Annotated in this window: 17 protein-coding genes; 11 read left to right on the plus strand and 6 right to left on the minus strand. The window is 74.4% G+C overall.

Features of this window, described 5'->3' with window-relative positions; translation table 11 throughout:
* Positions 1-77: 77 nt before the first annotated feature.
* Positions 78-1049: an AraC family transcriptional regulator gene (locus ABZT74_RS05470; protein ID WP_356165225.1), complete on the plus strand. Its 972-nt coding sequence runs from the start codon at positions 78-80 to the stop codon at positions 1047-1049.
* Between the two features lie 10 nt (positions 1050-1059).
* Positions 1060-1833 (plus strand): helix-turn-helix transcriptional regulator, encoded by a 774-nt coding sequence (locus ABZT74_RS05475; RefSeq protein ID WP_356433474.1) that lies wholly within the window; start codon positions 1060-1062, stop codon positions 1831-1833.
* A 9-nt stretch (positions 1834-1842) separates the two neighbouring features.
* Here the strand turns inward: ABZT74_RS05475 and ABZT74_RS05480 are convergent, their stop codons facing one another.
* The gene (locus ABZT74_RS05480; protein WP_355869225.1) at positions 1843-2256 is read right to left on the minus strand and encodes a VOC family protein; all 414 of its coding nucleotides are present in this window, start codon (positions 2254-2256) and stop codon (positions 1843-1845) included.
* Positions 2257-2813: 557 nt separating this feature from the next.
* Between ABZT74_RS05480 and ABZT74_RS05485 the strand changes: the two genes are divergently transcribed.
* Positions 2814-3494 carry a ThuA domain-containing protein gene (locus ABZT74_RS05485; RefSeq protein ID WP_356433475.1) on the plus strand — a complete coding sequence of 227 codons (681 nt, stop codon included), beginning with the start codon at positions 2814-2816 and terminating at the stop codon, positions 3492-3494.
* 108 nt (positions 3495-3602) lie between these two features.
* Complete coding sequence (locus ABZT74_RS05490; RefSeq protein ID WP_356433476.1) at positions 3603-5309, plus strand: carboxylesterase family protein; 1707 nt, start codon at positions 3603-3605, stop codon at positions 5307-5309.
* Positions 5310-6025: 716 nt separating this feature from the next.
* On the opposite strand, the gene mmuM is transcribed toward ABZT74_RS05490, so the two are convergent.
* Complete coding sequence (mmuM, locus tag ABZT74_RS05495; protein WP_356165240.1) at positions 6026-6976, minus strand: homocysteine S-methyltransferase; 951 nt, start codon at positions 6974-6976, stop codon at positions 6026-6028.
* A 93-nt stretch (positions 6977-7069) separates the two neighbouring features.
* On the opposite strand from mmuM, the gene ABZT74_RS05500 reads away from it, so the two are divergent.
* The 5 genes from ABZT74_RS05500 to ABZT74_RS05520 all read left to right on the plus strand — a co-directional run bounded on the left by ABZT74_RS05500 (position 7070) and on the right by ABZT74_RS05520 (position 12175).
* A complete protein-coding gene (locus ABZT74_RS05500) occupies positions 7070-7672 on the plus strand; it encodes a nitroreductase family protein (RefSeq protein WP_356433477.1) in 603 nt (200 codons plus the stop codon).
* A 47-nt stretch (positions 7673-7719) separates the two neighbouring features.
* Complete coding sequence (locus tag ABZT74_RS05505) at positions 7720-8508, plus strand: class I SAM-dependent methyltransferase (RefSeq protein ID WP_356433478.1); 789 nt, start codon at positions 7720-7722, stop codon at positions 8506-8508.
* 166 nt (positions 8509-8674) lie between these two features.
* Positions 8675-10498: a DUF2264 domain-containing protein gene (locus ABZT74_RS05510; protein WP_356433479.1), complete on the plus strand. Its 1824-nt coding sequence runs from the start codon at positions 8675-8677 to the stop codon at positions 10496-10498.
* A gap of 56 nt (positions 10499-10554) precedes the next feature.
* The gene (locus ABZT74_RS05515) at positions 10555-11295 is read left to right on the plus strand and encodes a rhomboid family intramembrane serine protease (RefSeq protein ID WP_356433480.1); all 741 of its coding nucleotides are present in this window, start codon (positions 10555-10557) and stop codon (positions 11293-11295) included.
* 76 nt (positions 11296-11371) lie between these two features.
* Positions 11372-12175, plus strand: a complete 804-nt coding sequence (locus tag ABZT74_RS05520) for an isocitrate lyase/phosphoenolpyruvate mutase family protein (RefSeq protein ID WP_356433481.1) — start codon at positions 11372-11374, stop codon at positions 12173-12175.
* A gap of 61 nt (positions 12176-12236) precedes the next feature.
* Here ABZT74_RS05520 and ABZT74_RS05525 read toward each other — a convergent pair whose 3' ends face one another.
* The 3 genes from ABZT74_RS05525 to ABZT74_RS05535 all read right to left on the minus strand — a co-directional run bounded on the left by ABZT74_RS05525 (position 12237) and on the right by ABZT74_RS05535 (position 17608).
* A complete protein-coding gene (locus tag ABZT74_RS05525; RefSeq protein ID WP_356433482.1) occupies positions 12237-13115 on the minus strand; it encodes an alpha/beta hydrolase in 879 nt (292 codons plus the stop codon).
* Between the two features lie 189 nt (positions 13116-13304).
* Positions 13305-16286, minus strand: coding sequence for a glycoside hydrolase family 2 TIM barrel-domain containing protein (locus tag ABZT74_RS05530; RefSeq protein ID WP_356433483.1), 2982 nt, complete (start codon positions 16284-16286; stop codon positions 13305-13307).
* A gap of 71 nt (positions 16287-16357) precedes the next feature.
* The gene (locus tag ABZT74_RS05535; protein ID WP_356433484.1) at positions 16358-17608 is read right to left on the minus strand and encodes an FAD-binding protein; all 1251 of its coding nucleotides are present in this window, start codon (positions 17606-17608) and stop codon (positions 16358-16360) included.
* A gap of 240 nt (positions 17609-17848) precedes the next feature.
* Here ABZT74_RS05535 and ABZT74_RS05540 point away from each other — a divergent pair, with 240 nt between their 5' ends.
* On the plus strand, positions 17849-18856 hold the full coding sequence (locus ABZT74_RS05540) for a hydroxyacid dehydrogenase (RefSeq protein WP_356433485.1): 1008 nt from the start codon (positions 17849-17851) through the stop codon (positions 18854-18856).
* 93 nt (positions 18857-18949) lie between these two features.
* On the opposite strand, the gene ABZT74_RS05545 is transcribed toward ABZT74_RS05540, so the two are convergent.
* Positions 18950-19798 carry an alpha/beta hydrolase gene (locus ABZT74_RS05545; protein ID WP_356433486.1) on the minus strand — a complete coding sequence of 283 codons (849 nt, stop codon included), beginning with the start codon at positions 19796-19798 and terminating at the stop codon, positions 18950-18952.
* Positions 19799-19965: 167 nt separating this feature from the next.
* On the opposite strand from ABZT74_RS05545, the gene ABZT74_RS05550 reads away from it, so the two are divergent.
* Positions 19966-20628 (plus strand): pyridoxamine 5'-phosphate oxidase family protein, encoded by a 663-nt coding sequence (locus tag ABZT74_RS05550; protein ID WP_356165270.1) that lies wholly within the window; start codon positions 19966-19968, stop codon positions 20626-20628.
* Positions 20629-20672 lie beyond the last annotated feature (44 nt).

Consider the following 20672-nt stretch of genomic DNA (forward strand, 5'->3'; position numbering starts at 1 on the left):
GGCACGGAACCATCGTCGAGCGGCTCGTTCCCATAAGCGGACGTCCACGGCTCGCCCGGTCCGTCTACGCTGGCGCCATGGACGCTCGCCCGGGCTCGCACCCGCTGACGCGGGGGGACCCCCTCGCCGGCCTGCTGGAGGGTCCCCGCGCGCGGGGCGCCTTCATGATCCGCGCGTGCTTCGACCCGCCCTGGTCGCTGCGCGTCGAGGACCGCGCCCCGCTGACGATCATGCTCGTGGTGCGCGGCGACGCCTGGGTCGTACCGGACCGCGGCGAGCGGGTCCGGCTGCGGGCCGGTGACCTCGCCATCGCCCGCGGGCCCGACCCGTACGTCTGCGCCGACGACCCCGACACCCCCACACAAGCCGTGATCCTGCCGGGCGGCGAGTGCTCCTACCCCGACGGGCGCTCGCTCAGCGGCCACTGGGACCTCGGGGTGCGCACCTGGGGCGACCGGCTCGACGGCTCCACGGTGCTGCTCATCGGCACGTACCTCATGCGCGGCGAGGTCGACGGCCGGCTGCTGGACGCCCTGCCGCCGCTGCTGTCGCTCACCTCCGACGTGTGGGAGTGCCCGCTCACCTCGATCCTCGCGGACGAGATGGTGCGCGACGAACCCGGGCAGGAGGTCGTCCTCGACCGGCTGCTCGACCTCCTGATGATCGCCGCTCTGCGGGCCTGGTTCTCCCGCCCGGAGGCCGCCACGCCCGCCTGGTACCGGGCCCTCGCCGATCCTGTCGTGGGCCGCGTCCTGCGGCTCGTGCGGGACGATCCGGCACATTCCTGGACGGTCGCGACGCTCGCCGCCAAGGCCGGTGTCTCCCGCGCCGCCCTGGCCAGGCGCTTCAGCGAACTCGTCGGGGAGCCCCCGATGACCTACCTGACCGGCCGACGGCTCGCGCTGGCCGCCGACCGGCTCCGCGAGAGCGACGACACCCTGGAGACCATCGCCCGCCACGTCGGCTACGGCAGCGCCTTCGCCCTCTCCAGCGCCTTCAAGCGGGTGTACGGCGTCAGCCCGCAGGAACACCGGACGGGCGCGGCGTAGCCTGGCAGCCATGTACGCGGAACGGGCCTCCCGGCTGCCGGGCGCGATCGTGTGGAGCCGCGTCCCGGGCCCTCCGGCTCCCGCTCCCGGCCCGGAGACCGGGCGCGAGGAATCGGGCACCGACGCCTGGGGTGCCGGACCCGGCGAAGCGTTCGCGGCCCCGTTCGCGCCCGTTCTGCCCGACGGCTGCATGGACCTGCTGTGGACCGAGGGCCGCCTGCTGGTTGCCGGCCCCGACACCGGCCCCTACGTTCCGGACGAGGTGCCGTCCGCCGGCTGGGCGGGCGTCCGCTTCTTCCCGGGCACGGCCCCCACCTACCTGGGTGTCCCGGCGGACGAACTCCGTGACCGCCGCGTCGAGTTGACCGATCTGTGGCCCGCCTCGGAAGTGCGCCGCCTCACCGCGCGGATCGACACGGCCGCCGACCCCGTGACCGCGCTCGAAGAGGTCGCCCTGCGCCGGGCCGCCGACAGTGAGCAGCCCGATCCGGTGCTCCTGGAGGTCGTGGCCGCCCTCGACGAAGGCCGTCCTGTCGCCCGGACCGCGGACGAACTGGGTCTGGGCGCACGTCAGTTGCACCGGCGCTCTCTCACGGCCTTCGGCTACGGACCCAAGACCCTGGCCCGCGTGCTGCGGCTGCAGCGCGCACTCGTACTGGCCCGGGACGGTGTGCCCTTCGCGGAGACGGCGCTCCGCGCCGGATTCGCGGACCAGGCCCATCTGGCCCGCGACGTAAGGGAGTTGGCGGGCTCGACGCTGGGTGAACTGGTCGGCCTCCGGTAGCCGCCCGGACTACTGCGCGGGTGCCTCGCCGCCGGGCAGTGGTGCGAACAGGTCCACGCCGTTGCCGTCCGGGTCGTGCACGACGGCGTACCGCATGCCCCAGAAGGCGTCCCAGGGCTTCAGCTCGCCGTGGTGGCCGGCGTCGACCAGTTCGGCGTACACCGAGTCGACCTCGGCCGGGTCGTCGCAGCGGAAGGCGAGCGACATCCGGCCGCCGCCGGACGGGGGCCGCCAGCCCGGGTGGAAGGACCGGACGGTCTCCTCCGTGTCCAGCGCGAGACGCAGTCCGCCGGGCAGCCCGGCCTCGACGTGCGGCTCGGCCTCGGCACCCGCGGGGAAGTCGAGCCCCAGCCGGCGGTAGAAGGCGAGAGAGGCGGCCATGTCGGAGACGACGAGGCCGATCACATCGAATCGAGGAGTCATGCGCCCACGCTAGGTGGAACGGGGACCCCGGGTCTTGAAGGAAACGGACACGGCGGGCGGGGGCGGCTCACGCCGGGCCGCCGGTGGGCGGCACCGGCAGGGCGCGGGTGGTCCGAGTTCGTCAGGGGACGGTCCGTCCGTCGGGGGATGGTGGTCGGGAGGCGAGAACCGCGCTCGTGTGGGCCGCGCCCGTGACTCGGCGGTGGGTGGCAGGCGGCGGGCGGCGGGCGGCAGGCGGCGGGGCGCGGGGCCCGCGCAGCCGGCGCCCGTGACGGCAGCACCCCGCCCCGGCCGGCGCCCATGGCGGGGTGCTGCCGGTCCGCGTGCCTTCCCGCTGTGCCGGCGACAGGCGACCCGCACAGCGGGGCGTCCGGGGTATGGGGCGGGATGCTGCCGCCAGGGCTCCGACACCGACGGCGACATCGACATCGACAGCGACGGCGGAAGCGCCGACGCGACGGAGACACCACGGGGCCCAGTGGGACGTAGCCGGCCGCCACCCGGCCCCCGGTCCGACGGCCCGGCGCCCCGGCCGGGGCCGCCACTAGGCTCCGGCCATGACATTCCGCGTCCTCGTGTACACCCGTACGGCCGACTACCGGCACGACTCCATCCCGGCCGGGATCGCCGCCGTGCGGGCTCTCGGGGAGGCGCACGGGTTCGCCGTCGACGCCACCGAGGACCCGGCCGCCTTCGAGGCTCCCCTCGACGCGTACGCGGCGGTCGTCTTCCTGTCGACCAGCGGCGACGTGCTGACGCCGCCCGGGCGCGACCGGCTCGCGGCCTACGTCGACGGGGGCGGCGGGTTCGCCGGGGTGCACGCGGCCGCCTGCACCGAGTACGACTGGCCGTACTACGGAGAACTGCTCGGCGCCCGCTTCGACCGGCACCCGGACCTCCAGTCGGGCCGCGCCGTCGTCGAGGACCACGGACATCCGGCGACCCGACACCTGTCTCCCGTCTGGGAGTTCACGGACGAGTGGTACGACTTCCGGGCCACGCCCCGCGGTTCGGTACGCGTCCTGGTCTCGGCCGACGAAACCTCCTACGAGGGCGGGGGGATGGGCGACGACCACCCCCTGGCGTGGTGCCGGACCCAGGGTGCGGGGCGCGTCTTCTACACCGCCCTCGGACACACCGCGGAGGCCTACGACGACGAGGACTTCCGTCGGCATCTCCTCGGCGGCATCGCCTGGGCCGCGGCGGGAACCGTGACCGACCCGGTGCCGGCCCGCTGACCAGGGCCGCACCGCGATATCGGCCGAATGGGGACGTCCGCAGGAATACCGGGACGTGATGTGATGCTCTGATCCTTACGACGCGCGACGACGAGGAGCTGGTCCCGGATGGCGGTGGACGCGGTGGAATCGGCGGAGACGAAGGACCCGGTGGTCGCCACTCCGCACGGAAGGGTACGCGGCCGGTACGAGGACGGGATCGCGGTCTTCCGGGGCATCCCCTACGCGGCTCCGCCCTTCGGCCCCCGCCGCTTCCTTCCGCCCGTGCCGCCCGAGCCGTGGGACGGCGTGCGGGACGCGGGTGCGTTCGGTCCCACGCCGCCGAAACCGCCGTACTCCGAGGCGTTCGGACGGCTGCTGTCCGACCCCGACGTGCCCGGCGACGACTGTCTCAACCTGAACGTGTGGACTCCGGCCCCGGATCCCGCCGCCCGGCTGCCCGTCATGGTGTGGATCCACGGCGGCGCCCTCACCCGCGGCTCCTCGGCCGTACCGGTCTACGACGGGCGCGCGTTCGCCCGTGACGGCGTCGTCTTCGTGTCCATCAACTACCGCCTGGGCGTGGAGGGTTACGGCCTCTTCCCGGACGCCCCCGCCAACGCCGGGCTGCGTGACCAACTGGCCGCGCTGGAGTGGGTGCGGGACTCCGTCACCGCGTTCGGCGGCGACCCCGGCCGGGTGACCGTCTTCGGTGAGTCCGCGGGCGCCATCAGCATCGGCGCGCTGCTCGCGAGCCCGCGCGCCCAGGGACTCTTCCACCGGGCCGTCCTGCAGAGCGGCCCGCCCGAGGCGAGCGATCGCGACAAGGTGCGCCGGATGGTCCGCAGGATGGCCGCCCGGCTGAAGATCCCGGCGACGGCCGAGGCGTTCGCCGCCGTCGACCGCGACCTTCTCCTGCGCACCCAGGCCGAGGTGGGCCGGCTCAGCAGCCCCGTCCTCGGAGGTCCCGCCTTCGGCATCGTCGTCGACGGCGACCTCGTCCCCCGCGACCCGCTGGAGGCCCTCGTCGAGGGCGTCGCGGCGGATGTCGGACTCCTCCTCGGGTGGACCCGGGACGAGTACCGGCTGTGGCTCGTGCCGGGCGGCCTCCTGGAACGCGTGGACCGACTCGGCCCGGTCGCCCTGGCCGGCGCCATGGCCCGCTGCCACTGCGGCCACGAGGTCCCCCGCGGCTACCGTGCCCTCCACCCGGACGCGGGCACCGCCGACCTCGTCGGCCAGATGGTCACCGACCACATCCTGCGGGTCCCGCTGCACCGCCTCGCCGACGCCCGCGACGGCCGCCCCACCGCGGCCCTCGACGCGGACGCCCGGGGCGGCCCGCGGGCTCCGGCGTACGTCTACGAGTTCGCCTGGCCGTCCAACGTGCCGGACCTCGGCGCCTGCCACGCCCTGGAACTGGGCTTCGTCTTCGACACCCCCGATGTGCCCGAGTCGGAGAAGCTCGCGGGCGAGGGAGCCCCGCAGGAGCTGGCGGACGCCATGCACGGCGCGTGGGTGCGGTTCGCGGTCGACGGCGATCCGGGGTGGGACGCGTGGGACGGCTCGCACCCGGTCCGGGTGTTCGGCGTCGGCGACCCGCACACCGTGCACGGCCCGCGCGACCGCGAACTCGCCCTGTGGGACGAGGAGGCGGCCCGTCCCACCGAGTCCACGGCCGAGCCGGCGGACGGACCTCTCGAACCCGGAGCCCCGGTACGCCGGACCTTCGGCACGACGACACGCATAGGGGCACCTCTGTCCGCCGTCCGCCGCTTCCGCAGGTCGGGCGCGCGGGGCGGCCCGGAGGGCGGCAGCGGCACCGGGCGGCCGTGACCGGACGGCCGCCGCGGGCCGCGCCGGTGTTCCGGCGTACGGTCGAGGTGACCAGTGGGCCGCAGCGGGGCGCGGGGCCGGCCCCCGGCGGCGTCGCCCGCTGCCGCTCGGCGCAGGCCGGTCGGGGGAGCACCCGGCGGGTGGTCCGGAGCGGGCGACGTGAGCCGCCCAGTACCGAGCGGGGTCGAGTGATCTCTTGGGGTACCGGCCTCACGCGAGCTGCGCGAGCAGGGCCGGGCGTCCGGCGCCGGTCCGACTCCGGGGCGTCCGGCATCCGGCGCCCACCGGGGCGGGCGGCCCGCGCCGGGTTCATCGGCAGGCCCGCGCTGGGCGGGTTCGGGGCAGGGCCGGGCGTCCGGCAACCGGCGTGCATCAGGCATCCGGCGTACCACCGAGGCAGGGCGGTTCCGCGCGGGCTCCCGGCGCGGGCCCGCACCGGGCGGGTTCGGGGCAGGGCCGGGTGTCCGGTGCCGGTGTGCACCCGGCATCCGGCGCACACCGAGGCCAGGCGGTTCCGCGCCGACTCCAGGCGCAGGCCCGTGCCGGGCCAGGACCGGGCTGTCTCGCGCCGGGTCCATCCGCAGGCCCGCGCCGGGCCGGTGCGGGGCAGGGCCGGGCGTCCGACGCCGGTCCGGCTCCGGGGCGTCCGGTGTGCAGATACCTGCCTCGTCATGAGGGTCGTCCGGACGGGGTGAGCGACCCCGTGCCGGGCGGTCTCAAACGCCCCGTACGGCTGTCGCGATGCCCGTGATCGCCTCCGGGCCCACCCGGCAGCAACCGCCGACGAGCCGCGCCCCTGCCCGTTCCCACCCGGCGACCTGCCCGGCCGTGAACGACGAACTGCCGGTCCAGGTACGGGCCTCGGCGTCCCAGGCCTCGCCGCTGTTCGGATAGACCACGACGGGCTTCCCGGTCACACGGGCCGCGACCTCGATCGCCGCGTCGACATCCCCGGGCGCGCAGCAGTTGATGCCGACGGCCACGATCTCGTCGGCTTCGGCGGCCGGTGCGAAGGCTTCCTCCAGCGGCTGGCCGGCCCGCGTCCGGTCACCGGCGACGCTGTACGACAGCCACGCCGGGACACCGAGCCCACGTACCGCCCTCAGCAGGGCCTGCGCCTCGTCGGCGTCCGGGACCGTCTCCAGGGCCAGCACGTCGGGACCGGCCGCGGCCAGCACTTCGAGGCGCGGGCGGTGGAACCGCTCCAGCTCGTCGACGCTCAGCCCGTACCGCCCCCGGTACTCCGAACCGTCGGCGAGCATCGCCCCGTACGGACCGACCGACGCCGCCACCCACAGCGGTCGCGCGACACCCTTGGCGTGCGCGTGCCGGGCGGCCTCGCGCGCCGACTCGACGCTCAGACCGAGGAGTTCGGCCGCCCGCTCGTGCGGGATGCCGCGCCGCGCGAAGCCCTCGAAGGTCGCCTGGTAGCTGGCGGTGATCGCCACGTCCGCGCCCGCCTCGTAGTAGGCGAGATGTGCTTCGACGACCGCCTCGGGCCGCTCCGCGAGCAGCCGTGCCGACCACAGCGCGTCACTCAGGTCGTGCCCGGCGGACTCCAGCTGGTTGGACATGCCGCCGTCGAGCACGACCGTGCCGCGGGAGAGCGCTTCGGCGAAGGTGCGGGGGGTGTCGCCGGCCGCGCGGCCGGCCGTGTCGCTGGTCATGCCACGACGCTAGTCGATCCGGACGGCATCCTGCCGGGAGGGCCGGACGGCACCCTGCCCGGGAGCGGGCGGGCGGTGGCAGGATCAGCCGGCATGGAATTCTCCGAGGTGGTCCGTCGCCGCCGCATGATCCGGCACTACTCCGACAAGCCCCTGACCCCGGAGGCCGTGGAACGCGTCCTCGCCTCCGCGCTGCGCGCGCCCTCCGCCGGCTTCTCGCAGGGCTGGGCGTTCCTGGCCCTGACCGAACCGGCCGACCGCGCCCGGTTCTGGCCCTTCGTCCCCACCCGGGTGGAGAAGACGCCGACGATGCAGGACGCCCCGCTGGTCGTCGTACCGCTCGCCCACAAGGCCGCCTACCTGGAGCGCTACGCCGAGCCCGACAAGGGCTGGGAGGACCGGGCGGAGGCCCGCTGGCCCGCCCCGTACTGGTTCATCGACACCGGGATGGCGTCACTGATGATGCTGCTCACCGCCGTCGACGAGGGGCTGGACGCCTGCTTCTTCGGGATCATGCCGGAACAAATTCCCTCCTTCCGCGCCGAGTTCGGCATCCCCGAGGAGTACGCGCCGATCGGCGGCATCACCGTCGGCCATCGGTCGGACGACGTTCCCCCGCAGAGCCCTCTCGTCGGGGAACGCCGACGCGGCACGGCCGAGGTCGTCCACCGGGGGCACTGGGGGCTTCACTCCTGACAGGGCGACGGCGGCCGCCCCGCGGATGCACGCCCTAGCCTGGACGCATGCTGCGAGACGTGTTCGACGAGGACGCCGAGCTCTACGACCGCGCCCGTCCCGCCTACCCGTCCGTCCTGGTCGACGCCCTGATCGGCGAGGCGGCCCCGACCCCGGACACGCGTGTCCTGGAGGTGGGCCCGGGAACGGGACAACTGACCGTACCCCTGGCCCGGGCGGGCTGCCGGATCACCGCGGTCGAACTGGGGCCGTCCCTCGCGGCGGTGGCCCGGCGCAACCTGCGGCCGTTCCCGGAGGCCCGCGTCGAGGTCGCCGCGTTCGAGGAGTGGACCCCGCCGGGCCCGGTCTTCGGACTGGCGGTCTGCGCCACCGCCTTCCACTGGATCGACCCGGCCGTGCGCGTGCTCAGGATGACCGCCGCCCTCGCGCCGGGCGGCACCCTCGCCCTGATCACCACCCACCATGTGGCGGGCGGCTCCGAGGAGTTCTTCGCCCGGGCCCAGGGATGCTACGAACGCTGGGACCCCGCCACCCCGCCCGGCCTGCGCGCGTCGGACGAGAGCGACGTCGCCTCCGACACCGGCGAACTCGACGCCTGCGACCGGCTCGGGCCGGTCAGGATCCGGCGCTTCTCCCGCGAGATCACCTACACGACCGGGGCCTACCTCGACGTCCTGCGCACCTACTCGGGCCACCGTGCGCTGCCGGCACCCGCCCGCGAGGGCCTGCTCGCCTGTCTCGCCGGCCTGATCGACAACGAGTACGGCGGCAGCGTCACCAAGCGCTACCTGCACGAGCTGATCACGGCTCGCCGGGTGGAGCGGCCGGCTCCGTAGCCGCCGTGGTCCCGGCGGCGGGCCTGAGCGGGGCGGCGACCCGGGCACGCCACCCAGGGGGTCTAGAAAGCGCTTGCTCGAAGGGGGTAGCGTCCTGCCGCCGACCGTTTCGTCACGCCGTACCGCCACGCCCGCCCGGACGCCCCCTGAGACAGGAACCCATCTGATGCCCGCCGAGCCCGCCGAGGACCGCACCCTGAGCCCGTACACCGGTCGTACGCGCGCCCACTGGGAGGCGACCGCCGACTCCCTGCTCGCCGCCGTGGCGCCGTACGCGACCGACGGGGGCGCCCTCTACCACCTCCCCGGAAACCGCGCGAGCGCCTCCGGAAGGCTCTCCGACGGGCTGGAGGGCTACGCCCGGACGCTGCTCCTGGCGGGCTTCCGCCGGGACGAGAAGGTCCTGGAGCGGTACGCGGACGGGCTCGCCGCCGGAACGGCGGGAGTCTGGCCCCGTGTCGAACACCGCAGTCAGCCGCTCGTGGAGGCCGCGTCCATCGCGCTCGCGCTCCGGCTGACCCGCTCCCAGCTGTGGGACCGGCTGGACGACGGCGTGCGTCAGCGGGCCGCCGCCTGGCTCGGCGACGCGCTGAAGGCCGAACCCTGGCCCAACAACTGGGAGTTGTTCCCGGTGACGGTCGGCGGCTTCCTCCAGGACGTCGGCTACGAGCCCGACCTCTCCCGCGCGGTGATCGACCGCGGCCTGGAGCGCATCGAGCAGTGGTACCTCGGCGACGGCTGGTACACCGACGGCCACGGCCGCAAGTTCGACTACTACAACGGCTGGGCGATGCACCTCTACCCGGTGCTGCACGCCTGGCTCGCCGACGACCCCCGCCTCCTCGACCTGTACGCCGGCCGTCTGGAGGCCCATCTCGGCGACCACTCCCGCCTGTTCGGCGGCGACGGGGCGCCGATGCTCCAGGGCCGCTCCCTGACCTACCGCTTCGCGGCCACCGCCCCGCTGTGGCTCGGCGCGCTCACCGGCCGCACCCCGCTGTCACCGGGCGCGACCCGGCGCATCGCCTCAGGCGCCCTGCGCTACTTCCTCGACCGGGGCGCGGTCGACGGCGACGGTCTGCTCACCCGCGGCTGGCGCGGCCCCGACGAGGCGTTCCTGCAGGACTACTCCGGCCCCGCCTCCCCGTACTGGGCGAGCAAGGCGTTCGTCTGCCTGCTGCTGCCCCCCGACCACGAGGTGTGGACGGCGCGCGAGGAGCCGGGCCCGGCGGAACGCGCCGACGCCCTCACCTCGGTGCGTCCGGCCAACTGGCTTATCCAGTCGACGCGTTCGGACGGCCTGGTCCGCCTGCACAACCACGGCAGCGAGGACGTCCGCTACGACCCGTACTACACGCGGCTCGCCTACTCGACCGTCACGGAGCCCACGCCCTCGCCCTCGTACGACAACAGCGTGATCGTCGGCGGCGACGCGAGCCGTACGGGGATCGAGCCGCTCGGCGTCGGCGAGGGCTGGGCGGCGTCCCGGCACACCGTCGCGGAGGGCGTCGCCGTGGCGGGCCTCGTCGTCGCACGGGGCGCCGTGGAGGTGCGGGCCCACCTGGTCGCGGGCGCGGCCCCAGGGACATCGGTCCAGGTCACGGGCTGGGCGGCGCGAGACGGTGCCCGCTCCGAACTCCGCTCGGAGCACGGCCTGTCGGGGGCGGGCGCGGCCGTGGACGGTCTGCCGGAGGCGGCGGCCGGGACCATCGGAACCGACGCCTCCCTCTTCGTCGCCGTCGTCCGCCTCACCGCGGAGCCTGACCCGCGCCCGCTCACGGACCTGGTGTCGGTCCGGGTGGCGCCGGCCACGGACGCGGGATCCGGCGCGTACGACCTCACGGTGACCTGGGCACCGGGCGACGAGGCGGCCTTCCGGTTCACCGCCTCCGCCGGTGGTGAACCGGCGTCCTCCGACGGGCCGGAGGGGCCGGGGACGCGGGAGCCGTCCCGTGGCCCCTGCCCGAGCGTGTTCGTCCGAACTCCCTAGAGTGGAGACGGCAGTGCCGACGCGGACGGGGTTCCGCCGGGGGAGGGGAGCGGGCCATGGGTGGAGCGGACGGAGCCACGAAGGCGGGCAGGGGAGCGGTCGACCCCGAGCGGATGATCGCCGAGGCGCGGAAGGCGTTCTTCGTGATGTTCGCGTTCCTCGCGATCGTGTGGCTGGTGCAACTGGCCAACTCCGCCGACCACTACGCCCTCTCCCGTGACCACGGAGTCGTCCCCGGAGACCTGGGCGCCCTGCCCGACATCCTCAGCGCACCATTCCTGCACTGGAGTTGGGCTCACATCGAGAGCAACTCCGGCCCCCTGTTCGTCTTCGGCTTCCTCGCCGCCTACCGCGGAGTGGCCCGCTTCCTCGGGCTGAGCCTCCTCGTCGCCGTGACGAGCGGCCTCACGGTGTGGCTCTTCGAGAGCGGCGGCGTGGACACGGTGGGCGCGAGCGGCCTGATCTTCGGGTACTTCGGCTACGTCGTGGTCCGCGGCCTCTTCGACCGCCACCTGATCGACACCCTGATCGGCGTCGTGATGGCCGCGTCCTTCGCCTACATGCTCACCGTCACCGTCCCGGGAACCCCGGGCGTGAGCTGGCTCGGGCACCTCGGAGGCCTCGCCGGCGGCCTCCTCGGCGCCTGGCTCTTCCGCGACCGCCGCCCCCGGCGGACCACGACTCCCGCGCCGCCCGCCACGCCGGCCACGCCGGCCCGCCGCATCGCCCAGCCGCCCACCACGGACAACCCCCGTGCGGACCTGCACAAGGAACTGGGGGATCTCGGGCTGCTCTAGGACCGGCGCGAGCACCCGACAGGCCGGCGGGGACGGTTCGGCGGGCGCCGAACCCTCCCGCCGCTATCGTCCCCGTATGACCGCTGCCCCGAGTGAGGACCCGGTCGGCGCCGCCGCCAGGTTCGCCGCGCTGCACCACGCCGACGCCCCCCTTCTGCTGCCGAACGCCTGGGACCACGCCTCCGCCCTCGCGCTGGCCGGTCAGGGGTTCACTGCCGTGGGGACCACGAGCCTCGGTGTCGCCGCTGCCGCCGGGCTGCCCGACGGAGCGGCGGCCACCCGTGACCTCACGGTCCGGCTCGCCCGGCAAATCGGCGGGGAGCGGCTCCTGTTGTCGGTGGACGCGGAGGACGGGTTCGGCCGGGACCCGGACGAGGTGGCCGGGCTGGCGCGTGAACTGGCCGACGCCGGAGCGGTCGGCGTCAACATCGAGGACGGCCTCGGATCCGCCACGCTGCACGCGGCGAAGATCGCGGCGGTCAAGGCCGCGGTGCCCCACCTGTTCGTGAACGCCCGGACGGACACGTACTGGCTCGGCGACGGAGACCACGCCGAGACGTGCCGCCGCCTCGACGCCTATCTCCAGGCGGGCGCCGACGGCGTGTTCGTGCCCGGACTCGGCGACCCGGACCGCATCGCCGACCTGGTGAAGACGTTCGACGCGCCGCTCAACATCCTGTACTCACCGCTCGGCCCGGCCGTCGCCCGGCTCGGCGACCTCGGCGTCCGCCGGGTGAGCCTCGGCTCCTTGCTGTACCGCCGGTCCCTCGGCGCCGCTCTCGACACGGCCCTGGACATCCGGGCCGGCCGAACTCCGCAGGGCAGCACCCCGTCCTACGCGGAGGTGCAGGCCCTCGGCACGCGGCGACTCGATCCCTGACCCCGAAGACGCCCCGCCCGAGGGGCGGTTCAGGCGCTGCTCGGTCACCGGCGCTGGCGCCTCAGCGTGTCGCCCGGCCCACCAGCGCCTCCGTGAGGAGGTCCGCGAACTCCACCGGGTGTTCCAGGCAGCCGAGATGTCCGCCGGGGAAGTCGAGCAGCGCGGCCCCCGTGGCGTCGGCGAGCGACACCGCGGTACGACGCGGGAGTTGGCCCTCGGAGGTGCGGCCCGCGCCGAGGACGAACCGGTCGGACAGCCCCTTGAGCACGTCCACGTCCGGGCTGCGCGTGGCGAACGGGCGCAGTACGTGGGCCAGGAAGACAGCCATCGGGGTGTCCGCGGGGATCTCCGCGGGTCCGGCGGTCCGCGAGCCGGGTGTGGGTGCGTCACGCGTCTCCGCGGGCTCCGCGCCCGCGTCCCTCCGACCGCTCGCCTCGCCGTCCCAGGTCCGGTTCTCCAGGCCCGCGGCGAGGCGGGCCATCGCCACCGCGGGGCCCTCCGTACGGCAGAGCCGGTCCACTTCCTCGACCATCGCGCGCTGGGCCTCCGCGTCCGGGAGCACCGTGACGCTCGGGGGTTCGTGGGCCACCACCCGGCGCAGCCGCTCCGGGTGCCGGGCCAGCAGGTCGAGGGCGACGATGCCGCCCGAACTGGTACCGAAGACGTACGCCGGCTCTCCGTCCGGGAGGACGGAGCCGAGGAGCCGGTGGGCGTTGTCGCTCCAGTCCTCGACGCGCTGGTCGCCGACCGGGCCGTCCAGGGGCGCGCGCGACAGGCCGAGCGGGTCGTACGTCACCACGGTGAACCGCTCGGAGAGCCGGTCCGTGAGGCCCCCCAGGCCCATGGGGTGCCCGGCCCCGCCCGGTACGACCAGCAGGACGGGGCCGCTGCCGCGCACCTCGTGGTGGTACGCGCGCGGTCCGTTCCCGGGCTCGGTCATCGTTCTCGTCCTCCGTCGTCCGTGAACCGGTCGCCGTCTCCCGGTCCGGCAGGCCGGTGTTCCCCCGGCCGGTCCAACGGCAGATCGTAGGCGCGTCGGAGCGCCGGCTCCACGGAATTGTGGCCGGGGCGGGCGCCGCCGGCCGGGCGGGGGAGCACCCGACCGGCCGGCCGAGCCGGTCCGGCCGGTCTAGCGGATGTCCGAGAAGGTGAACGAGAACTCCGCCGGCCCGGCCTCCAGTCGGTACGGCGGAAGCACGCCGGGACCGCAGGACTGGGAGCCGATGCCCTGCTGGCCGTGGTCGAGGCTGACCCAGAGGGTGTCGCCGGCCCTGAGGTCCGACAGGTGGTCGGCCGCGTCCAGTTGCTCGCTCGTCCAGCGGCGCGCGGTGAACCAGAACCGCGGATCGCCCTCGACGCGCAGGCCGCCGACCTCCGCCCAGCGGACGTCGGGCCGGGCGCCGTTCTCCTGCGGGCGCACGTACGGCGTCTGCATCGCGTCCACCGTCGACTCCCAACGGCCGCTCATCGAAGCCGACTTGGTGTCGGGGTAGCCCTCGCCCGGGCCGCCCCCGAACCAGGTCACGCGATCCGCCGGGCCGGTGAGCCCGAGCCGGACACCGAGCCGGGGCAGCGGCAGCTTCCAGTCGCCCTCCGGTGCCACGGACACGGTCAGTCGCAGCCGGGTGCCGTCGGACGTCCACCGGTACACCGTGCGCAGGCCGATCGCGCGGGCGGCGGGCGCCACCCTGGTCCGTACGGTCAACGCGTCGTCGCCCGGTTCAACCGCGTCCGGGCGGTGCCGCATGCGGTGCAGGCCCAGCCTGCGCCAGAGCGGACCGAAGCGGGCGTCGGGCTGCCAGTGCGCGCCGTTGTCGTTGTCGGTCGGGGCGCGCCACACGTCCAGCCGCAGCCCGGTGACCTCGACGCCGCCGATCGTGAGCGGCTCTCCGGTGCGGGGGTCGAAGGTGCCCGGTCCCAGGGTGATCACTCCCTCGCGGGCCACCGGGGCGACGAGCCGCGCGAGACGTATCGGCGCGGGTGCGGCGGAGGGAAGCTGGGTCCAGGCGACCTCGTGGCCGCGGGGCGCCCACGCCGTGTCCTCGGCGAGGACCGCCCGGACCGTCCAGTGCGCCTCGGCGTCCCCGGGGTCCACGGGCGGCGCGGGCAGCTTCACGTCCGCCGACTCACCGGGAGTCAGCCCGGGCACCTGGAGGGGGCCCGTCCCGACGGTCTCGCCGTCCACCTGGTACGACCACGTGAACGCGAGTGCGGAGAGGTCGGCGAAGTCGTACCCGTTGGTGACGCGCACGATGCCGTCGGCAGGTCCGGCTTCCGGGCCCCGGTCCAGCACCCCTGCCCGGTGCGGGAGTCGTTGCGGCCCGGGGAGGCCGGGGGCTCCACCGGTGTCGATGCGGACGGGTTCGATCACCTTCTTGTACTCGACGAGCCCCGGGGACGGTGTCCGGTCCGGGAAGAGCAGCCCGTCGCAGACGAAGTTCCCGTCGTGCAACTCCTCGCCGAAGTCGCCGCCGTACGCGAACCCGTGGCGCTCGTCCTTGATGCCGTGGTCGATCCACTCCCAGACGAACCCGCCCTGGACGCGGTCGTACGCGGTGAACAGGCGCTGGTAGTCGGCGAGCCCGCCGGGACCGTTGCCCATGGCGTGGCCGTACTCGCAGAGGATGAAGGGGAGCCGGCGCCGCTTCGCGTCGCCCTCGTCCTCGTGCCGGCCGATGCGCTCGACCTCGGCGTGGTCGGCGTACATGCGCGAATAGACGTCCGTGTCACGGCAGGTGGCGTCCCCCTCGTAGTGGATGAGGCGAGAGCCGTCGCGGCCCCGGATCCACTGCGCCATCGCCGTCAGTCCGCGTCCGGTGCCCGCCTCGTTGCCGAGCGACCACATGACGACGGAAGGGTGGTTCTTGTCGCGCTCGACCATCCGGGCCGCCCGGTCGAGGAGCGCGGGCGTCCAGCGGTCGTCGTCGACGGGGTTGCCGCGCCAGCCCTCCTCGGTGAAACCGTGCGTCTCCAGGTCGCACTCGTCGACGACCCACAGGCCGTACTCGTCGCACAGGTCGAGGAAGGCGGGGTGCGGTGGATAGTGCGAGGTGCGGACGGCGTTGATGTTGTGCCGCTTCATCAGCAGCACGTCCGCGAGCATCGTCTCCGCGTCGAGCGCGCGGCCCTTCTCCGGGTGCCACTCGTGCCGGTTGACGCCCTTGAACAGCACCGCACGGCCGTTGACCTTGATCTGCCCGTCCTCGAGCACGACGGTGCGGAAGCCGATCCTCAGGGGGACGCGCTCGCCCTCCGTGACCAGTTCGCCGTCGTACAGCCGGGGCGTCTCGGCGGTCCACGGCGCCACCGGCACCGTGGCCTCCGCGCCGGTCGCGATGTCGACGTCCAGGGCGGGCACGAGAACCCGCCCGTCGACGTCGGAGTCGACGCGCAGGGTTCCGAGGCCCTCGCGATGGTCGAATGCGGCGTGCACGAAGAAGTCGAGCACGCCGCCCGCGGGGCGGTGCAGCAGGGTGACGTCACGGAAGATGCCGGGCAGCCACCACTGGTCCTGGTCCTCCAGGTACGAACCCGCCGACCACTGGTGCACCCGGACGGCGAGCGCGTTGCGCCCCGGCCCCAGCAGATGGCCGACGGCGAACTCGTGCGGCAGCCGGGAGCCCTTGAACTCGCCGAGGTCGGTGCCGTTCAGCCAGACCCGGGCGCAGGACTCGACTCCGTCGAAGCGCAGCACCGTACCGCCGTCCGCGGGCCAGTCGGCCGGCAGGTCGAAGAAGCGCAGGTGGTCGCCGGTCGGGTTCTCGGTCGGCACGTGCGGCGGGTCGACCGGGAACGGATAGAGGTGGTTGGTGTAGACGGGCGCGCCGTGCCCCTGCAGCACCCAGTGCCCCGGGACCTGGACCTCGGCCCAGCCGCCGGCGTCGTGCCCCTCGTGCGGCGCGTACCCCTCGGCGGCGAAGGAGTCGTCGCGCGCGTCGGCGGTGGGGGAGAGCCGGAAGTGCCAACGCCCGTTCAGGGACAGGGAGATGGCGTCCGAGGTCGCGTACCGTGCGCGCGGCGGCAGGGCGCCGTGGCCGGGGGACACGTCCTCGACGTAGTCGATGGCGGACGGTTCGGCGGTCGGGTGCGAGGGCGAGGTGCGGAAGGACATACGTCTCCTTGGTCAGCCCGTGAGCCGTGATTCCGGTCGGTGCGGTTCTCCCGGGACCTCTGCCCGGTCCTTCAGGAGCGGGGAGGGAGGAGGTCCTCCACGAAGGCGTTGGTGAAGGTGCCGGCCGGGTCGAGGCCGTCGACAAGGGCCCGGAAGTCGGGCAGCCTGGCATAGCGTTCACGCAACGTCGTCGGCGGTACGGCGAAGACCTTGCCCCAGTGCGGGCGCGGTGCGAACGGCTCCAGCGCCCGCTCGACGCCGCGCACCACCGGCAGCACGGCCTCCGTGTCGTCGACCCAGGTGAAGTGCAGCGCCACGGTGTCCCGTCCGTACGCCGGGCTCAGCCACTGGCGGTCGGCGGCGACGGTCCGCACCTCGCAGATCTGCAGCAGCGGCGCGATCGTCCCGCGGATCGCGTCCAGGGCGTGCAGGGCGGCCAGGGCGTCGGTGCGGGCCAGCAGATACTCGGACTGCAGCTCGGAGCCGCTGCTGGGGGTGAACTCCGCCCGGAAGTGCGGCAGTCGTTCGTGCCAGGGGCCGGGCACGCCGAACTGCTCGGTGCAGTTGCGGGCCGGCATCCCCGGCACCGGATGCATGGCCTCGGCCGCGGGCTCCGCCCAGGGGAAGTCCGCCAGGGGCCGGTCGGTGCGCCGCTTGAGCCACACCTGGCGGAAACCGGGGCGCCCCCAGTCCGTGAACAGACTCACGCTGTACGCGGAGGCCGCGACCGTCTCGAAGTCCAGCCCCTCCAGCGGGAGTTCGGTGAAGACGTGCTGGCTCACCTCGAAGTCCGGCTCCACGTCGAGCGTGAGGGCGGTGACCACACCGAGGGCGCCCAGAGCCGTCACCGCGCCGTCGAAGCGGTCGTCGCCGCGGCCGATCGTCAGCGTCGAGCCGTCCGCGGTGACCAGCTCGACCTCACGGACCGCCGAGGCCAGCGACCCGTTCGCGATCCCGGAGCCGTGGGTGCCGGTGGCGACCGAGCCGGCCACCGAGATGTGCGGCAGGGAGGCCATGTTGTGCAGCGCGAACCCCTTCGCGTGCACCGCGCGGGCGAGTTCGGCGTAACGCACACCGCCCGACACCCGCACCGTACGGTCCGCCGTGTCGACGTCGATCTCGGGCGCCAGCGCGGTCAGCGACAGCAGGACGCCGCCGGGGCCCGGCTCGGCGATCCGGTTGAACGAGTGGCCGCTGCCCAGCACCCGCACCCGGGAGCTCCGCGCGACCAGCGCGCGCAGCGCGTCGAGCGAGGCCGGCCGGTGCAGTTCCTCGGCCGTGTACGTGATGTTGCCGGCCCAGTTGGTCAGCGTCCCAGTCATCCTGCCGTTCCTCCCCGGACGTCCGCCGCCGTGCGATGACCCCGGCGAACGTACCGCGCCGGTCCGCCCAGGTGGCAGACCTCTCCGTTGACCCTCTCACGTGCCGCGATCTACCGTAGAGAGCGGTTGCTGTCGCTGTCACGGGGGCCGTCGGCACTCACCGGCGATCACGCGGTCGCGTCGAGGTCCCGCACCGTCGCCGGACGCCGTCGGGCGTCTCCCGAACCGGAAGGCCCCGCTGTGCCGAAGCGTCCCGTGGCGATGTTCGCCATGACGGCCGAGAACGTGCCGCGCGTCTTCCCGGCGGACGCGCTCAGCCGGCTGCGTGAGCTGGTGGACATCGATCCCACCGTGGTGGCACGGGACTTCACCGATCCTGACGTGCGCGAGCGTCTCGCCGTCACCGAGATCCTGATCACCGGCTGGGGGTGTCCGGTCATCGACGCCGGTGCCCTGGAGGCGGCGCCGGAACTGCGGGCCGTGCTGCACGCCGCCGGGTCCGTGAAGGGGTTCACCACCCAGGCGGTGTGGGACCGGGGGATCGCCGTGTCCTCGGCCGCCGCCGCGAACGCGCTGCCCGTCGCCGAGTACACGCTCGCCATGATCCTGCTGGCGGGCAAGAACGTCTTCGCGTACCGCGACCGCCTCCGCGACGAACGGGCCTTCCCCTACGGCGAGATCCTGCCCGGCGTCGGCAACTTCGGCCGCCGCGTCGGCGTCGTCGGCGCCTCCCGCATCGGCAGACGCCTCATCGAACTGCTCCGGCCCTTCGACCTGCGGGTGAGCCTCGCCGACCCCTACGTCGACGAAGCCGGGGCCTCGGCCCTCGGGGTCCCGCTGCTGCCGCTCGACGCCCTGCTGGCCGGCAGTGACATCGTCACCGTGCACGCTCCGCAGACCCCCGAGACCCGGCACCTCGTCGGCCGCCGCGAACTCGCCCTGATGCCCGCCGGAGCGGTCCTCGTGAACACCGCGCGCGGTTCCCTCGTCGACCACGACGCCCTCGTCGCGGAACTGCGGTCCGGCCGGATCAGCGCCGTCCTCGACGTCACGGACCCGGAGCCGCTCCCGGCGGACTCCCCGCTCCTCGGCCTCCCGAACGCCTTCGTCACCCCCCATCTGGCGGGCTCCCAGGGCAACGAGGTCGCCCGTCTCGGCGCGACCGTCCTCGGCGAACTGGAACGGCTGCTGGCGGGGCGGGAGCTGGAGTTCCGGGTGGACGAGTCGGAGCTGGAGCGGACGGCCTGACGGGCGGACCGCAGGAGCGGCGCGACGGCGCGACGGCTCGGGGAAGCCGCCGGTGCCGAGGGCGGGCAGCACCGGCTCGGCGGCGGCGGGCGGTTACCCGGCCGGCCGGCTGAGGAAGGCGCCGATTGTCCCGGTGAACCGCTCCGCGTCGTCGAGCCACGGAAAGTGCCCGGCGCCGGGCTGGACGACGAGCTCGGCACGCGGGAACACGGCGGCGAGGTCGGCGACCGCGGGAGGCGGCGAGTTCAGGTCGACCTCTCCGGCGAGCACGAGCACCGGACACGTCAGGCGGGCGAGCGCTGCCCGGGTGACGTCCGGGGTGAACGCGCCGTCGCCGTAGCGGCCCGCGGCCTCCCGGTTCCTGTGCGCGTCCTCCGCGGCCCGGTGCTCCCGGGCGGCCTCGTCCCAACGGCCGTACCAGAAGGGGGCGACGGCCACAAAGGCGTCGGCGTCGCCGTCTCCGGAGACGATCCGCTCCAGCGCGGCGAACGCCTCCAGGAACCACGGCTCCGCGGCCCGCAGCCGCGCCGTCTGCCGCCGGACGTCGGCGGTGATCTCGACGCCGACCGCGTACGGACTCGGCGTGATCAGCGCGAGCCGCTCGATCCGGTCCGGGTGGCGCTCCGCGTACAGCATCGCCAGGTTCGTCCCCGCGGAGTGCGCGAGGAGGTCCAGCCGGTCCAGACCGAGATGCTCGCGCAGGGCCTCCACGTCATCGACCAGCCGGTCGCAGCGGTACGTGCCGGGGTCCTCGGGGACCGCCGATCCACCGGTGCCGCGCGGGTCCGCCATGACCAGCCGCCGGTGCGCCGACAGCCCGCCCAGATCCCCGAGGTAGGCGCAGTCCTGCATCGGCCCGCCCGGGAGACACACCACGGGCGGGCCCTCCCCGAAGAGCTCGAAGGCCAGCTCGGTCCCGTCGTACGCGGCGAAGGTGGGCATGGCCGCGACTCTCGCAGCGAGGGGCGGCCGGGGCAAACGACTTCCGCGGCGCCCCGTGCGTCGGTCCACCGCTCCTCCGATGCGGATTTCGTCGCTCTGCCCGTACCCAGGTGCTGATTCGGTCGATCCATGGCCGAAAAGCGATCGATATCGTTATTCTGTCGCTCATGACCTACGGACCGCTTCCCGACACCGACCTCACCCGGCACCGCCGGCTGCGCGAGCAGGGCAGCCTCGACCGCGCCGACCTCGACGCCGTCCTCGACGCGGGGTTCGTCTGCCACCTCGGAGTGATCCTCGACGGGCGCCCGGTGGTGGTACCGACCGTGTACGGGCGGGGCGAGCGCGACCTGTACGTCCACGGCTCCGTGGCGAGCCGGAGCATCGAGGGCGATGCGCCCGTCTGCGTCACCGTGACGCACGTCGACGGGCTCGTCCTGGCGCGGTCCGTGTTCGAGCACGGCGTGAACTACCGCAGCGCGATGATCCACGGCGTCCCGCGGAAGGTCACCGACCCCGACGAGAAGACCGAGGCCCTGCGCCTCCTCACGGAGCACGCCACCCCCGGACAGTGGGACTACGCGCGCCGCCCCAGCCGCAAGGAGCTGGCCGCGACCACCGTGCTCGCCCTGTCCCTCGAAGTGGCCTCCGTCAAGATCCGCACCGGTGCCCCGGACGACGGGGACGGACCGGACGCGGCCCTCGGCCTGTGGGCCGGCACGCTCCCGCTGACGGCCACCTGGGGCACGCCCGTCCCCGACCCGCTGCTGCCGGCCGGACAGCCCGCTCCGGACCACATCGCGCGCCGCGAGGGGACCCGGCACGGCTGACGCCGGCCCGGGGGCATACCGTGAGGAGTCGAACACGACAGACG

Source organism: Streptomyces sp. NPDC005302 (genome assembly GCF_040607345.1).
In the GTDB taxonomy this organism is placed as follows: domain Bacteria; phylum Actinomycetota; class Actinomycetes; order Streptomycetales; family Streptomycetaceae; genus Streptomyces.

What these genes read in the sequence shown, in the direction of transcription:
- ABZT74_RS05475 (WP_356433474.1), top strand. Translation starts at nt 1,060, where the DNA reads ATGTACGCGGAACGGGCCTCCCGGCTGCCGGGCGCGATCGTGTGGAGC.
- ABZT74_RS05545 (WP_356433486.1), bottom strand. Translation starts at nt 19,798, where the DNA reads ATGCCCACCTTCGCCGCGTACGACGGGACCGAGCTGGCCTTCGAGCTC.
- ABZT74_RS05490 (WP_356433476.1), top strand. Translation starts at nt 3,603, where the DNA reads ATGGCGGTGGACGCGGTGGAATCGGCGGAGACGAAGGACCCGGTGGTC.
- ABZT74_RS05530 (WP_356433483.1), bottom strand. Translation starts at nt 16,286, where the DNA reads ATGTCCTTCCGCACCTCGCCCTCGCACCCGACCGCCGAACCGTCCGCC.
- ABZT74_RS05525 (WP_356433482.1), bottom strand. Translation starts at nt 13,115, where the DNA reads ATGACCGAGCCCGGGAACGGACCGCGCGCGTACCACCACGAGGTGCGC.
- mmuM (WP_356165240.1), bottom strand. Translation starts at nt 6,976, where the DNA reads ATGACCAGCGACACGGCCGGCCGCGCGGCCGGCGACACCCCCCGCACC.
- ABZT74_RS05535 (WP_356433484.1), bottom strand. Translation starts at nt 17,608, where the DNA reads ATGACTGGGACGCTGACCAACTGGGCCGGCAACATCACGTACACGGCC.
- ABZT74_RS05485 (WP_356433475.1), top strand. Translation starts at nt 2,814, where the DNA reads ATGACATTCCGCGTCCTCGTGTACACCCGTACGGCCGACTACCGGCAC.
- ABZT74_RS05550 (WP_356165270.1), top strand. Translation starts at nt 19,966, where the DNA reads ATGACCTACGGACCGCTTCCCGACACCGACCTCACCCGGCACCGCCGG.
- ABZT74_RS05510 (WP_356433479.1), top strand. Translation starts at nt 8,675, where the DNA reads ATGCCCGCCGAGCCCGCCGAGGACCGCACCCTGAGCCCGTACACCGGT.
- ABZT74_RS05470 (WP_356165225.1), top strand. Translation starts at nt 78, where the DNA reads ATGGACGCTCGCCCGGGCTCGCACCCGCTGACGCGGGGGGACCCCCTC.
- ABZT74_RS05520 (WP_356433481.1), top strand. Translation starts at nt 11,372, where the DNA reads ATGACCGCTGCCCCGAGTGAGGACCCGGTCGGCGCCGCCGCCAGGTTC.
- ABZT74_RS05500 (WP_356433477.1), top strand. Translation starts at nt 7,070, where the DNA reads ATGGAATTCTCCGAGGTGGTCCGTCGCCGCCGCATGATCCGGCACTAC.
- ABZT74_RS05505 (WP_356433478.1), top strand. Translation starts at nt 7,720, where the DNA reads ATGCTGCGAGACGTGTTCGACGAGGACGCCGAGCTCTACGACCGCGCC.
- ABZT74_RS05480 (WP_355869225.1), bottom strand. Translation starts at nt 2,256, where the DNA reads ATGACTCCTCGATTCGATGTGATCGGCCTCGTCGTCTCCGACATGGCC.
- ABZT74_RS05515 (WP_356433480.1), top strand. Translation starts at nt 10,555, where the DNA reads ATGGGTGGAGCGGACGGAGCCACGAAGGCGGGCAGGGGAGCGGTCGAC.